Below are 13,413 nucleotides of genomic sequence, written 5' to 3'. Positions count from 1 at the left end.
CCCGCCCTGGCAGCGCGCCCCACTTCGAAGGGAAAGGGCGCTACCCACGCGGCATCGAGGCCTGTGCGTCAGCGCCATGCCCTTCGGCCATCGCAACGACTACCTTGCGTGGGCCGCTGAACGGCGAGCGCGCATGGGCGGCAAGCATGTTGTCGAGCATCAGGACGTCGCCGCTGGTCCAGGGGAAGCTCACCTTGGCCTCCTCCAGCACGCCGCGGACTTCGTCGAGCACCGAGGGTTCGATGGGGCTGCCGTCGCCGTAGTAGACGTTGCGCGGCAGGTCTTCCTCGTCGACGATTTCCAGCAGGCTTTCGCGCACGTCCGGCGGCAGGTTGGAGATGTGGAACAGGTGCGCCTGGTTGAACCAGACCCAGTCGCGGGTGACCGGGTGCTGGGCGACGGCCTGGCAGACCTGGCGGGTGCGCAGTTCGCCGTCCTCTTTCCATTCCCAGCCGATCCGATGGGCCTTGCAGTACGCCTCGACTACGGCCGGGTCACTGCTGTTGAACACCTGTTCCCAGGCCACGTCCAGGCCGTTGCCGAAGTTGCGGGTGTACATCAGCCCGCGCTCGCTGAAGCGACGGCGGATACCTTCGTCCACCTGGCGATAGATCTCGCGGCTGTCGGCGATCGGCGTTTCGCCACCGCTCTGCGCGGCCTGCACGCAGTAGAACCAGATCTTCATCGGCCACTCGCGGGTGTAGGCCTGCTCGTTGTGCAGCGGGATGTGCTGGTGCGGCGGGTACTCGGTGGAGGTGTACACGCCGCTGGTGACGTTGCTGCGCGGGGTGGAACCGAACTCGTAGTTGAGCAGCGGATGGCCGAAACCGGCGGCGAACTCGCGGAAGCGCTCCGGTGCGCCGACCTGAAAACCCCTGAAGAGGATGCCGGCGCACACCGGCAGGCGTTCAGCCACCAGCGGGCGCAATTCGGCCAGGGCGTCGAGCAGGTCGATGCCGTCGCCGCGGGCCTGGACCAGCAGCGGCAGGCCGCCACGGGCCTCGGCCAGGGGAGCGATGTCGAACAGAGTGGAGGTGGGCATCGGGGTCTCCGCTTGAATCGATCAGGCCAGCGCTGCCCTGGTCGATTGTCCGGGCTGGCGCAGGTGGCCGAGCAGCAGCTCGAGCAGGCGCGCCTCCCCGGCATTGAGGAAGAAGTGGCCGCCGTCGAGCATCTCCAGGGAGAAGCCGGCGCTGGTTTCGTCCTGCCAGGCCGACAGGGACTCCACCGAGAGCCGATCGGACTTGCCGCCGAACACGTGGATCGGGCAGGCCAGCGGCGCGCGACGGTGGTAGTCGTAGAGGCCGCAAAGCAGAAAGTCGGCGCGCATCACCGGCAGGGTCAGGCGCAGCATTTCCTCGTCGGCGAACACCGCCTCGGGCGTGCCGCCGAGACGACGCATGCGCTCGATCAGCTGGGCGTCGCTCTGCGCTTCTGCCAGCTCGCGGTGGCTGTCGCGCCGCGCCGGCGCGGAGGCCGCCGAGGCGAACAGCGCCTGCGGCATCGGCAGGCCGCGCTCACGCAGGGCGTGGACCAGCTCGAAGGCCAGCAGGCCGCCGAGGCTGTGACCGAAGAGCGCGTAGGGCTGGTCCAGGCGCGTGGCGATCTCATCGGCCAGTTGGCTGGCCAGGGCGCGCAGGTCGGTCTGCAGGCTTTCGGCGAAACGCCGGCCACGGCCGGGCAGCTCCACCGGGAGAACGTCGATCCAGTTCGGCAACTGGCGCTTCCAGCGGGCGTAGACCATGGCGCTGGCGCCGGAATATGGCAGGCAGAACAGACGCAGCATCGGTCAGTGCCCCGCCGCCTGGCCGTCCATCTTCCGCCGCAGGCTGAGCGGACGCATGTCGGTCCAGTTCGCCTCGACAAAGGCCAGGCAGTCGGCCTTGCTCCCCTGCTTGCCGGCTTCGCGCCAGCCGGCGGGGACTTCCTTGTAGTCCGGCCACAGCGAGTACTGCTCTTCACCGTTGACCAGCACCTTGTACACCGCATCGTCGCGATCGAACGCCATCGCTCTTCTCCTTCAGCTGCATGGGATGCCGGCCACCGGCCATTACCGATGTTTTCCAGCTCTGCCATGAAGACGAGGGAGGCGATGAAATAGTTAGTGTTCTCGGATGCGATTAATTCTCATAAGATATGCGCGGGCGAAATTTCCTGGCTTGTCCTACCCCCACGTGCCGAGAGATCTGACGAATGGATGCGAATGAAAAATCTTCACACTGGTGTGGGAACCCTGTCCCAGAGCGGCAGTCGGAGTCTTCCGAATAAATTGATAATAATTATCATTTGATCTAGATTGACCGCCTCACCCATGTGGACGTCCCCGCCTCCGCCGCCGCATAGGAAACCTTGCATGTCCAAGCCAATGCCCGCCGAGTCGCGACCCGCTCTCCACGAGCTGTTCGCTACCCACCGGCAGACCTTCATCAATGCGGCCGCACGCATCCTCGGCTGTCGCAGCCATGCCGAAGACGTGGTGCACGATGCATACATCAAGCTCAATGCGAGCGACCTCACGCCCGGTATCCAGTCGCAGAGCGGCTATCTGATGCGCGTGGTGCGCAACCTGGCCATCGACCTCTATCGCCGCCAGGCGCTGGAGAAGCGCTACTCGGGTAGCGAGGAAGAAGGCATGCACATCGCGACGCCGTCCGCCTCACCGGAGATCGAGCACGAGGATCGGCAGACCCTGGAAGCCATCTCCAGCGCACTGCAGACACTACCCGAGCGCACCCGCTACGCCTTCGAGATGTATCGCCTGCACGGCCGCACGCAGAAGGAAATCGCCGAGGAACTGGGCGTCTCCCCGACCCTGGTGAACTTCATGGTGCGCGATGCGCTGATCCACTGCCGCAAGACCCTGAAGGGTCTCGAAGAAGGCCGCCGCTGAGCCTCAACCTCCCGCCGCCAGGGCGCGGAAGGTCAATCGATACTGCTCCGGCGTGGTACCCGACAACCGCCGGAACATCGCGATGAACGCCGATGGGCTGCTGTAGCCCAGGTTGAAGGCGATCTGCTGTACCCCCTCCCCCGACGCCAGTGCCTCGATGGCGGCCAGAAACCGCAGGCGCTGGCGCCATTCGCCGAACGACATCCCCAGTTCCCGCTGACAGGTCCGCGCCAGGGTGCGCTCGGTGCTGTGCACACGTTCGGCCCATTGCGCGAGGGTGCGGTTGTCGCCGGGCTCGGCCTGCAGTGCAGTCAGCACCTCGCCCAACGCACCACCACCGGCGTACGGCAGGTAGTCGTCGTGGGGCTGCGCGGCCTGCAACTGGTCGATCACCACGTCGGCCAGGCGCTGGTCGGCGGCGCTCTGCGGGATGTTCACCTGGCGTGCGGCGAAATCGGAGAGGATCGCCTTGAGGATGTCGCTGATGACCAGGGTGCACGGGGTCTGCGGCAGCTTGCGCGCTACGTCGGCGGATACGTACAGCGAGCGGTAAACGATGGCCTGGCGGTTGTAGCAACTGTGCAGGCGCCCCGGCGGCACCCACACGGCGTACTGCGGCGGCGAAAGGAAGCGCTGGCCGTCCACCTCCAGTTCCATCACCCCATGGGACGCATAGTTGAGCTGGCCCCAGGCGTGACGATGGCTGGGCGAATGGGTGTCGGCGTCGAACTCGTCGTAGCGGAAGTACAACTCGGCGGGTAACTGGTCGATGTCGGGAAGCGGGAGCGGCAGTGCGCGGGTCATGTCCGAATGCCGGGGTGGATTGTCCGGTTTTCATTATACGTCTCGATTCGGACGAGGCGAAAATAGGTGTCATCTGTGGAGCGCCTTCTCCCCAGCCTCAGCTTCGCGCCCCTCTCCGAAGGGAGATGGGGATTGTCCCGAGGGGTCGGATGGCGATGAGCTCGCCGGCTGGCTCCGCAAAATCGCTGAGCGCCGAACCGCTCCCTCTCCCTTCAGGGAGAGGGCTGGGGAGAGGGAAACAGCCACCACTCCGAAATCCAACCTGAGCCCCGCAAGAATCCCATGAACTACCTGTTCCCCCTGCTGGCCGTGGTCATCTGGTCCGGCAATACCGTCGTCAACAAGCTCGCCGTGGGGCAGATCGCCCCGGCGGAGATCGGCTTCTACCGCTGGGTGCTGGCCGGCGCACTGCTGACGCCGTTCCTGCTGCGCGCCACCCTCGACCACTGGCCGGTGATCCGCGCCAACCTGGGCAAGATCGTCACCCTCGGCCTGCTCGGCATGGCCGTCTACCAGTGCCTGGCCTACTACGCCGCCGCGCTCACTTCGGCGACCAACATGGGCATCATCCTGTCGCTGATGCCGCTGATGTCCCTCGCGCTGGCGTCGCTGCTGCTGCGCCACGCATTGAGCATTGCCGCACTGCTGGGCGCGCTGGTCTCGCTGGGCGGCGTGCTGCTGGTGATCACCCAGGGCAGCCCGCAGCAACTGATCAGCCACGGCGTGAACCTGGGCGACGGCATGATGATCGTCGCCACCCTCGCCTACGGCGTGTACGGCGTGCTGCTGAAGAAGTGGAACCTGCCCCTGCCGCCGCTGCTGATGCTGTACCTGCAGGTGCTGGTGGCGATTGTCGCGCTGGCGCCGCTGTACCTGGCCTCGCCGCACCATGGCCTTAACGCCGCCAACCTGCCGTTGGTGCTGTATGCCGGGCTGCTGGCGTCCATCGTCGGCGCACTGGCGTGGATGCAGGGCGTGCAGCGCATGGGGCCGAGCCGCATGGCGCTGTTCTTCAACCTGCTGCCGGTGCTGACCGCCGCCATCGCCGCCCTGGTGCTGGGCGAGCAGTTGACCAGCTACCACCTGGTGGGGGGAGCGCTGACCCTGGCCGGCGTGCTGCTGGCCGAACTCTGGCGACCGCGGGAGAAGCCGACCGCCGTCAGCGCGAGCTGATTCGGATGCAGGAGCGGGCCATGTCCGCGATCGCGCCGATGGGGCGCTCCTACAGGTTCGCGGCGATGCCACACTCCCGCATCAGTGTTTCCACCAGTGTCGCCGCCGACATCTCCCGCGACAGCGGCGCGCCCTGCCCGGCCCACTGCACGGCGAAATCGCTGTTGCCCTTCGCGGTCGCCGCAGCGGTCAGCGCCTTGGCCGCATCGTAGGTGATCGGGTAGTCCGGCAGCGCCGGCGCACCGGCACTGCCCACGTCGGTGAACAGCCGATTGACCAGGCCCCGCGCGGCGCGACCGGAAATCGCCGCCGTCACCTCGGTGCGCTCCCCGCGTTCGCCGCGCAGTGCCGCCTTGAACGCCGCGTTGGCCGAGGACTCGTCGGCGGAGATGAACGCCGTGCCCATCTGTACTGCCTGCGCGCCCAGCTCGAACACGGCGCGCATGCCCTGTCCGTCCATGATCCCACCGGCCGCGATCACCGGCAGGCCGGTGCCTTTCACCAGCGTGCGGACCAGCGCGAAGGTGCCGATGCGGGCATCCTTCTCCGGCTCGAACACGCCACGGTGGCCTCCCGCTTCGTAGCCTTGCGCAACGATGGCGTCGATGCCCGCCGCCTCGATGGCGCGACCTTCCTCCAGGCAGGTCGCCGTGGCGAGCAGACGGATGCCGGCCGCTTTCAGGCGGTCGATCCAGTCCTGCGGCGGCAGGCCGAAGTGAAAGCTGACCACGGCCGGACGCGCGTCGATGAGGAACTCCAGCATCTCCGGATCCGCCAGGAAGCTGCGGTAGATCTCGGTGATCTGCGCGGGCGGTTGCGCACCGAACTCGGCGAACAGCGGACGCAGGTGCTCCAGCCAGGCGGCCTCGCGGGCCGGGTCCGCCACGGCCGGGCGATGGCAGAACAGATTGAGGTTGAGCGGCTTGTCGGTCAGCGCACGGGTCTGTTCCAGCAGGGTGCGAGCCTGCGCCGCGGTGCTCGCGCCCAGCCCGATGGAGCCCAGGCCGCCGGCATTGGACACCGCCGCGGCCAGCGCCGGGGTGGACACGCCGACCATGGGCGCCTGGATGATGGGGTGCTGGATGCCGAGCAGTTCGGTGATGCGCATGACGGGGTCCTCGCCGTTTGACGGATTAACGCTTGACTAACCATCTCATGAAGAGAATATTCGTCGCAACATATTCTCTTTTTAAGATTAATCATGGATCTCTCCAGCCTGGAAATCTTCCGTTGCGTGGCCGAGGAGCAGAGCGTCACCCGCGCCGCTGCTCGCTTGCAACGCGTGCAATCGAATGTCACCACGCGCATCCGCCAGCTCGAGGAAGACCTTGGCGCAGCCCTCTTCCTGCGCGACGGCAAGCGCATGACGCTGACCGACCAGGGCCGCGAATTCCTCCGCTACGCCGAGCAACTGCTCGCGCTGGCCACTGAGGCCCGCCAGTCGCTGCACCCCCAGAGCGCCAGCGGCAGCCTGCGTTTGGGCAGCATGGAAGCCGCCGCTGCCAGCCGATTGCCGGAAATCCTGGCGCGCTTTCATCGCGCTTATCCGGAGGTGGAGTTGCACATCACCACAGGGCACAGCCAGAAGCTGATCAATGAGGTGCTGGAGCGCCGGCTGGACTGCGCATTGATCTCCCACCCGGACATCCTCCACGCCGAGCCCGGCTTCGAATCGCTGCTGGAGCGCGGTCTTCGCGCCGAGCCGGTGTTTCGCGAGGAGCTGCTGCTGGTGTTGCCCGGTGACCACCCACCGGTCACCCGGCCCGAGGATGTGCAGATTCGCACCCTGGTGGGCTTTGCCCGTGGCTGCACTTACCGCCAGTTGCTCGAGCGCTGGTTGAAGGGTGCCTCGCTCGCCGTTCAGGAAGTCGGCTCTTACCACGGCATCCTCGCCTGCGTGAACGCCGGTTCCTGCTTTGGCGTATTGCCGCGCTCGGTGCTGGAACTGCAACGGGAAATGCCCGACCTGCAGGTGGTGCCGCTGATGGAAGTGGACACCCTGCTGATCTGGCGCGACGGCTACGCCACCGGCGCCTTCCAGCGCTGGCGGGAAACCCTGGAGGCACGCCCGTGAGCCGCACTCGCCGCCTGCCCGCCGCGCTGTCGGCAGCCCTGATCCTTGCCGTCGGCATGGGTTTCGGTCGCTTCGCCTTTACCGGGCTCTACCCGCTGATGGTGCGGGACGGCATGCTCAGCGTCACCGGTGGCTCCCTGGCCGCCTCGGCCAACTACGCCGGCTACCTGCTGGGCGCGCTGCTGCTGGCGCGCAGTCATGAGCGACACGCCGCGCGCATCTGCGTGCTCGCCCTGATCGGCACCCTCGCGACGCTGGCCGCCATGGCCATTCCGGCGCCGGCCTGGTTTGCCATCGGCGTGCGCCTGCTGGCCGGCGTACTCAGTGCGATGGCCCTGGTCAGCGCCGCGCAATGGCTGTTGCAGTCCATGGGCGAAAGCCACGGCGCACCCATGATGTTCGCCGGTGTGGGGATCGGCATCCTGGTCTCGGCCGAGCTGATCGCCGCCGGCAATGCCTTCGGCCTGGGCAGCGCTGCAATCTGGTGCGTGCTGGCGCTGGCCGGGCTGGTGCTGTCGCTGCTGGCCGCGCCCGCGCTGGGCCGCGCAGCGACGACCACGCAGCAGCACGCAGCAAGTGGCACCGGGCCAGCGCCAGAGCTGCCCGCGCCGATCATCCTGCTGGTCTACGGGCTGGCCGGTTTCGGCTACATCATCACCGCCACTTACCTGCCGCTACTGATGAAGAGCGGCCTCGGCGCCATCGACCCGCTGCAGGTCTGGGCCGCATTCGGCCTCGGTGCGGCACCGTCGTGTTTCCTCTGGCACCGCCTGCACCTGAAGCTGGGCGGCCGTCGCGCACTGGCGCTGAACCTGCTGGTCCAGGCGGTAGGCGTGATGCTGCCGGCACTGGGCGACTCCGCCCTCCTTTTCCTGGGCAGCGCGGTGCTGGTGGGCGGCAGCTTCATGGGCACCGTGACCATCGCCATGCCGGCGGCCCGCGCGGTGGCGGCGCACGTGCGCTTCAACATGCTTGCGGCGATGACGGCACTGTATGGCGTCGGTCAAATCGTCGGGCCGCTGGCCGCCAGCGCCCTGCGTGGGCTGACCGGCAGCTTCATCCCGGCCCTGGGGGCTGCGGCCAGTGCGTTGCTGGTGGGTGCGCTGTGCTGTTGGCCGCTGCGCCGAACTCGCACCTACATTGAACACTCCGTGTGAGCATCAGCGCCCTCTCCCTTCAGGGAGAGGGCATCACGCCGGCGGCTGCTGACGAAAGGACACGCCCAGGCGGTTCCACACGTTGATGGCACCAATGGCCACGGTGAGGTCCACCAATTCGCGTTCGCTGAACTGCTCGCGGGCCAACTGGAAGACGTCCAGCGGCACCTTGGACTCGGACAGCAGCGTCACCGACTCGCACCAGGCCAGTGCCGCACGTTCGCGCTCGGTGAAGAACGGCGACTCGCGCCAGACGCTGACGGCGAACAAGCGCCGCTCGGTCTCGCCATTGCGACGCGCCTCCATGGCGTGCATGTCGGCACAGAACGCGCAATTGTTCACCTGCGACACGCGCAGCCGTACCAGTTCCAGCAGCGGCTTCTCCAGCGACAGTTCGAAGATGGCGGCTTCCAGCGCCAGCACCGCCTTCAGCGCTTCCGGCGAGGCGGTGTAGTAATCCAGACGCGGCTCCATGGCGGCACTCCCGTAGATGACCCGGCCATTGTGCGCCGTGCTGCGAGGGCCGCAGGTGGCCAATCCGCGGAAATTCCGCTGCACAACTTCACCGCGCACCGCGCCGGCGCTACGCTTGCGCCACTGCCCAGAAGCTGCGGAGTTCGTCCTTGGAGCTGCACCTGATCATCCACGGCCAGAAGGATCTCGCCGGGCAACTCTATCGCCAGCTGCGCGAAGCCATCGACTCCGGCCGCCTGGCCGCCGGCACCCGCCTGCCACCCAGCCGGCTGCTGGCCGAGCAACTGGGCATCTCGCGCAAGACCATCTCCGATACCTACGCCCAGCTGACCTACGAAGGCGTGCTGGTGGGCAGGATCGGCAGCGGCACCTTCGTCAACACCCACCTGCCGCGCCATGACCGACGCCAGGACGGCGTGCGTTTCGCCAGCCAGGACAACATCGAGCGCTGGGCCAACCTGGACACGCGCCTGCGCCACCCCGGCGCAGGCACCGCGAAGGCCGACTTCATCGGCGGCGCCACGACCCAACTGCAGTTCCCCCAGGAGGAATGGCGGCGCTGCGTGAACCATGCCATGCGCCAGATGACCGGCCTGCGCGGGCACTACAGCGCCCCCGAGGGCATCGCGCCGTTGCGCGACGGCATCGCCCGGCACATCTCCTATGCCCGCGGCGTGAACTGCCAGCTGGACGATGTAATGGTCTGCAACGGCGCGCAGCAGGCCCTGGACCTGCTCGCCCGCGTCATGCTCCGCCCCGGTGACCCGGTGGCCATGGAAGACCCTGGCTATACCCCGGCGCGGCTGATCTTCAAGACCCTCGGTGCCGAGGTGGCCAGCGTGCCGGTGGATGCCGAGGGGATTCGCGTCGACCTGATTCCCGACGGCACGCGAATGATCTACACCACACCCTCACACCAGTTCCCGCTGGGCATGCCGATGAGCCCGGCGCGGCGCGAGGCGCTGCTGGCGCGTGCGCTGGAACTGGGTGCACTGGTGATCGAAGACGACTACGACAGCGAGTTCCGCTACGAAGGCCGGCCCACCGACGCGCTGCAGAGTCTCGACCGCCATGGCGTGGTGGCCTACATCGGCACCTTCTCCAAGGTGCTGCTCCCCGAACTGCGCCTGGGCTACCTGATCCCACCACCCAGCCTCTTCCCGGCACTGGTGCGCGCCCGGCAGATTTCCGACTGGCACAGCTCGACGCTACCGCAATGGGCGCTGGCCAAGTTCATCAGCGAGGGCTACCTGCTCAAGCACATCCGCCGCTGCCACGGCATCTACGCCGGGCGTCGCGAACGCATCCTCGCGCGGCTGGCGGGCGATCTCTCACCCTGGCTGGAAGCGGTGCCGTCGGTCGCCGGCTTCCACCTGACCGCGCTCTTGCGCCAGCCGATCAACGTGGCGCTGCTCACCGAGCTGGCGCGCAAGGTCGAGGTTGGCCTCTACGGGCTGGCGCCGTTCCATCACCAGGTGCCGGTGCGCGACGGCCTGCTGCTGGGCTTCGGCGCCATCGACACGCTGGACATCGACCCGGCGCTGGACAAGGTGCGCGACCTGCTGCTGCAGTTGGCCTGAGCTTCACGCCCCTTCTACTCCCGTCACCCCGGCGCCCCCACACGCGCTGGAACGTAGTCTTTCCGCGATCGGTTCCAGCCGCTTCGTGCCTATCCGGATGACAGCATTCCTGCAGGAGCGGGCCATGCCCGCGATCCATGCGCCGGGCTCATGGGGTCGATGCATAGGGATGCACGGACGTTGTCCGCGGTTCGCGGGCATGACCCGCTCCTACGTGGTTCCCCTGCCGCCCCCTGCCTCCGGCGCACCCGCGTCCCATGGATGGCGCCCATCGCTGGATTGGTACGGCGGTTTTTCTCGGAATTGGCGGTTCAGCCAGAAGCGGCGCGCCCTTAACCTTCCAGCATCGGATTTGAAAGCCGGTTCCGGTCTTTACCGGGTTCCGGCGCCAGCGCCCAATGGCTACCCAGCATCAAGGAGCCTCGTCATGTCCCCGCCCGCCATTGCCATCGTTCGCGTCCAGGCATTCCCTGGCCAGTCTGCCGCGCTGGGTGCTCACCTCGGTGAGTTGATCACCCGGGTGCGCCAGCAGCCTGGCTGCCAGGGAGGTGAACTGCAGGCGCTGGCCGCCGACCGCTGGCAGGTGCTCACCCGCTGGGCCAGCCAGGCCGAGCTGGAGGCACACCTGTCCGGACCGACAGCCCAGCAGTGGCTCGGCCAGTTGGGTTGCGGCGATCTGGCACTGGGACTGGAATTCGAAAGCCGCAGCGCCGACTGACTCAGAACGGCGAGCGCACCACCCCACCATCCACCCGCAACGCCGCGCCATTGGTGGCCGAAGAAGCCTCGGAGCAGACGTAGACCACCAGGTTGGCCACCTCCTCCGGACGGGCGAAGCGCTGCAGCAGCGAGCTGGGACGCGCGCTGCGGAAGAACTCTGCCTCGAACTCCGCGAACGGCTGGCCACCGGAGAGCTTCTCGACGAACTCGTTGACGCCCTCGGAAGCTGTGGGGCCCGGCAGCACAGCATTCACCGTCACGCCGGTGCCGGCACAGGTCTCCGCCAGACCGCGCGACAGGCTGAGCTGGGCAGTCTTGGTGACGCCGTAATGAATCATCTCCACGGGGATCACCAGGCCGCTTTCGCTGCTGATGAAGACCACTCGCCCCCAGTTCTTCTGCTTCATGCCTGGCAGGTAAGCACGGGACAGTCGCACGCCGGAAAGCAGGTTCACATCGAGGAAGCGCACCCAGTCCTCGTCGGGGATCTCCTCGAACGGCTTGGGATCGAAGATACCCAGGTTGTTCACCAGCACGTCCACGGCCGGATAGCGCTGCACCAGTGCGGCCACCTGCTGCGGGTCCGACAGGTCGCCGGCGAAGCCTTCCGCCTTGGCGTCGGCCTGTTGCGCACGAATTCGCCCGATGGCCTCGTCCACCGAGGCCTGGCTGCGACCATTGAGGATGACCCTCGCCCCTTCGCGGGCCAGGCCCTGGGCGATGGCGAAACCGATGCCCTTGGTCGAACCGCTGACCAGGGCGAGTTTGTCGGTGAGGTGCAGGTTCATGGGGTGTCTCCAGCGGGGGCAAATGGATCGGGCCGATGCTGAAACACGGGCCCGTGGCCGGATCAGGATAGATGACGCCGCGCCTCACGCTGGACTCAACGGTCGGATGGAGCCTCGGGCCTTGCCGGTGCCGCATGCCAGTGCTCGCGCGGCACCCACTTCGCCTCCTGCGGGTCGCCCAGGTAGTGCGGCGACATGATCTGCACGCCGTACTCGTTGAATACATCCTGGATATTGGCGTGCAGCAGGCTCAGCAGCAGTGCGCGCGGGCGCGGTTCGCTGGGGATGGCCTGTGCCACCAGGCGGTACTCGGGGTAGAAGTCCGACAGCGCCGTCTGGAACACCTGCGGCGCCGGCATTTCGAGGATACCGTCGGTGCGCCGGGCGGCTTCGATCAGCATCGCCTCGACCTGTCGCCACGGGGTGTCGTAGCCGATGGTGACGACCGTATCCACCACGTAGCCCTGGCCCTGCACGATGCGTGAATAGTTGCGTGTCACGGAGCCCGTGATCATCGAGTTGGGCAGCGTCAACACCTCGCCCAGGCCGGTGCGGATGGTGGTGTTGAACACGCCGACCTCGGTGACCGTGCCCTCGTTGTCGCCAATGCGCACGAACTCCCCGACCCGCAAGGTGCGCGAATAGGTGAGTATCAGCCCCGACGCCGCCTGGCCGATGACGCTGGAAGCGCCGAGGGAGATCATCAGGCCCACCAGCACCGACAGGCCCTTGAACGCTTCCGTGCCGGAACCGGGCAAATAGGGATACGCCATGACAATGGCGAACAGCCAGATGGCCAGGGAGGTCAGCCGCGTGGTCGGCTGCAGGGTTTCCTCGGTCAGCCAGCGCAGGTTGCCCGGCCGCGCCATGCGCTGCAGCACGTGGCGGGCGAAGCCGCTGATGGCGCGGGCAATGATCAGGATACACAACGCCACCGCCAGGCCCGGCAGGGCGTCCAGCATGCCGTTGATGAGGTAGCGCGCCAGATTGATCAGGTGCACGTTGAGGCTTTCGCCCCAGGGCCGTGTATAGGGGAAACGCGACAACACGAAGCTCAGCCATTGATAGCTGAATAGGAATGCCGCCAGCCAGTAGATCAGCCAGATCAGCCGGCCCACCAGGTAATAAAGGTAGCGACTGCCCAGCAGCGCTGTCTGGCCGACCTTGAGACGGCCGCTGTGGCGGCTCATTACACTGGGCAACCGCTCCAGCAGCTTGTTGCGTACGTAGCCAGTGCCGCGCAGCAACAGCAGGTAGATCACTGTCGCCACCGCGGCCAGCCCCAGCGCGATCAGCAGGAACCGCACGCTGTGCGCTTCGCCGTGCTCGCGGACGGCCAGCCGCAGGTTGGCGGCGGCACGCTCGGCGGCAACACGCACGGGACTGCCGGGCGGGTCGACGTCCTCAGGCGTAACGATGAAGGCACGGCTGTAACCCAGCAGCACCATGTAGCTGTTCTGGATCGGGTCAACGCTGACCTGCAGATCCTGGTTGCCTTGCAGAGCCTCCTCGATGGTCACCTTCGCGCGGTGGGCACGCACCTCGGGCGACTCCCCCAGCAAGGTGCCGCGCAGGACGAGGATGCTGCGGTTCTCGATTTTCAGCTCCACGGCTGCGTCGACGGTATCCCCTGTGGCGGCCGGAGGGTCGTCGGCTGACGCGAAGCCAGCCCAGCCGCCTGCCAGACACAGTAGTACCAGCCACCTGCCCAGCACGCTTCCCATGCCCCGCTCCCTGATGCCCACGCACATGA

Annotated in this window: 14 protein-coding genes; 6 read left to right on the top strand and 8 right to left on the bottom strand. The window is 67.1% G+C overall.

Features of this window, described 5'->3' with window-relative positions:
• Window positions 1-40 precede the first annotated feature (40 nt).
• The 3 genes from AC1ZV1_RS14520 to AC1ZV1_RS14510 are packed head-to-tail and all read right to left on the bottom strand — an operon-like array spanning window position 41 to window position 2,008.
• Window positions 41-1,042 (bottom strand): TauD/TfdA family dioxygenase, encoded by a 1,002-nt coding sequence (locus tag AC1ZV1_RS14520; RefSeq protein ID WP_484297365.1) that lies wholly within the window; start codon window positions 1,040-1,042, stop codon window positions 41-43.
• A 21-nt stretch (window positions 1,043-1,063) separates the two neighbouring features.
• Window positions 1,064-1,786, bottom strand: a complete 723-nt coding sequence (locus tag AC1ZV1_RS14515) for a thioesterase II family protein (RefSeq protein ID WP_484297364.1) — start codon at window positions 1,784-1,786, stop codon at window positions 1,064-1,066.
• A 3-nt stretch (window positions 1,787-1,789) separates the two neighbouring features.
• On the bottom strand, window positions 1,790-2,008 hold the full coding sequence (locus AC1ZV1_RS14510; protein WP_484297363.1) for an MbtH family protein: 219 nt from the start codon (window positions 2,006-2,008) through the stop codon (window positions 1,790-1,792).
• A gap of 345 nt (window positions 2,009-2,353) precedes the next feature.
• Between AC1ZV1_RS14510 and AC1ZV1_RS14505 the strand changes: the two genes are divergently transcribed.
• On the top strand, window positions 2,354-2,890 hold the full coding sequence (locus AC1ZV1_RS14505) for an RNA polymerase factor sigma-70 (protein ID WP_484297362.1): 537 nt from the start codon (window positions 2,354-2,356) through the stop codon (window positions 2,888-2,890).
• 3 nt (window positions 2,891-2,893) lie between these two features.
• Here AC1ZV1_RS14505 and AC1ZV1_RS14500 read toward each other — a convergent pair whose 3' ends face one another.
• Window positions 2,894-3,694: an AraC family transcriptional regulator gene (locus tag AC1ZV1_RS14500; RefSeq protein WP_484297361.1), complete on the bottom strand. Its 801-nt coding sequence runs from the start codon at window positions 3,692-3,694 to the stop codon at window positions 2,894-2,896.
• A gap of 282 nt (window positions 3,695-3,976) precedes the next feature.
• Here AC1ZV1_RS14500 and AC1ZV1_RS14495 point away from each other — a divergent pair, with 282 nt between their 5' ends.
• Window positions 3,977-4,867, top strand: a complete 891-nt coding sequence (locus AC1ZV1_RS14495; protein WP_484297360.1) for a DMT family transporter — start codon at window positions 3,977-3,979, stop codon at window positions 4,865-4,867.
• Between the two features lie 49 nt (window positions 4,868-4,916).
• Here AC1ZV1_RS14495 and AC1ZV1_RS14490 read toward each other — a convergent pair whose 3' ends face one another.
• Window positions 4,917-5,975, bottom strand: a complete 1,059-nt coding sequence (locus tag AC1ZV1_RS14490) for an NAD(P)H-dependent flavin oxidoreductase (protein ID WP_484297359.1) — start codon at window positions 5,973-5,975, stop codon at window positions 4,917-4,919.
• A 93-nt stretch (window positions 5,976-6,068) separates the two neighbouring features.
• Here AC1ZV1_RS14490 and AC1ZV1_RS14485 point away from each other — a divergent pair, with 93 nt between their 5' ends.
• Window positions 6,069-6,941, top strand: a complete 873-nt coding sequence (locus AC1ZV1_RS14485; RefSeq protein WP_484297358.1) for a LysR substrate-binding domain-containing protein — start codon at window positions 6,069-6,071, stop codon at window positions 6,939-6,941.
• Complete coding sequence (locus AC1ZV1_RS14480) at window positions 6,938-8,098, top strand: YbfB/YjiJ family MFS transporter (RefSeq protein ID WP_484297357.1); 1,161 nt, start codon at window positions 6,938-6,940, stop codon at window positions 8,096-8,098. Before AC1ZV1_RS14485 ends, AC1ZV1_RS14480 begins: the two co-directional genes overlap by 4 nt.
• A gap of 33 nt (window positions 8,099-8,131) precedes the next feature.
• Here AC1ZV1_RS14480 and AC1ZV1_RS14475 read toward each other — a convergent pair whose 3' ends face one another.
• Window positions 8,132-8,572, bottom strand: a complete 441-nt coding sequence (locus AC1ZV1_RS14475; RefSeq protein ID WP_484297356.1) for a carboxymuconolactone decarboxylase family protein — start codon at window positions 8,570-8,572, stop codon at window positions 8,132-8,134.
• A 149-nt stretch (window positions 8,573-8,721) separates the two neighbouring features.
• Between AC1ZV1_RS14475 and pdxR the strand changes: the two genes are divergently transcribed.
• The gene (gene pdxR, locus AC1ZV1_RS14470) at window positions 8,722-10,152 is read left to right on the top strand and encodes a MocR-like pyridoxine biosynthesis transcription factor PdxR (RefSeq protein ID WP_484297355.1); all 1,431 of its coding nucleotides are present in this window, start codon (window positions 8,722-8,724) and stop codon (window positions 10,150-10,152) included.
• Window positions 10,153-10,579: 427 nt separating this feature from the next.
• Window positions 10,580-10,870, top strand: a complete 291-nt coding sequence (locus AC1ZV1_RS14465) for a putative quinol monooxygenase (protein ID WP_484297354.1) — start codon at window positions 10,580-10,582, stop codon at window positions 10,868-10,870.
• 1 nt (window position 10,871) lies between these two features.
• Here AC1ZV1_RS14465 and AC1ZV1_RS14460 read toward each other — a convergent pair whose 3' ends face one another.
• Both AC1ZV1_RS14460 and AC1ZV1_RS14455 read right to left on the bottom strand, forming a co-directional pair.
• A complete protein-coding gene (locus AC1ZV1_RS14460) occupies window positions 10,872-11,660 on the bottom strand; it encodes an SDR family NAD(P)-dependent oxidoreductase (protein ID WP_484297353.1) in 789 nt (262 codons plus the stop codon).
• A gap of 95 nt (window positions 11,661-11,755) precedes the next feature.
• The gene (locus tag AC1ZV1_RS14455) at window positions 11,756-13,384 is read right to left on the bottom strand and encodes a mechanosensitive ion channel family protein (protein ID WP_484297352.1); all 1,629 of its coding nucleotides are present in this window, start codon (window positions 13,382-13,384) and stop codon (window positions 11,756-11,758) included.
• Window positions 13,385-13,413 lie beyond the last annotated feature (29 nt).

It is taken from the genome of Pseudomonas sp. BB438 (assembly GCF_057180225.1).
Note: the sequence above shows the minus strand (reverse complement) of the source record. Positions and strands in the feature narration are given on the sequence as shown.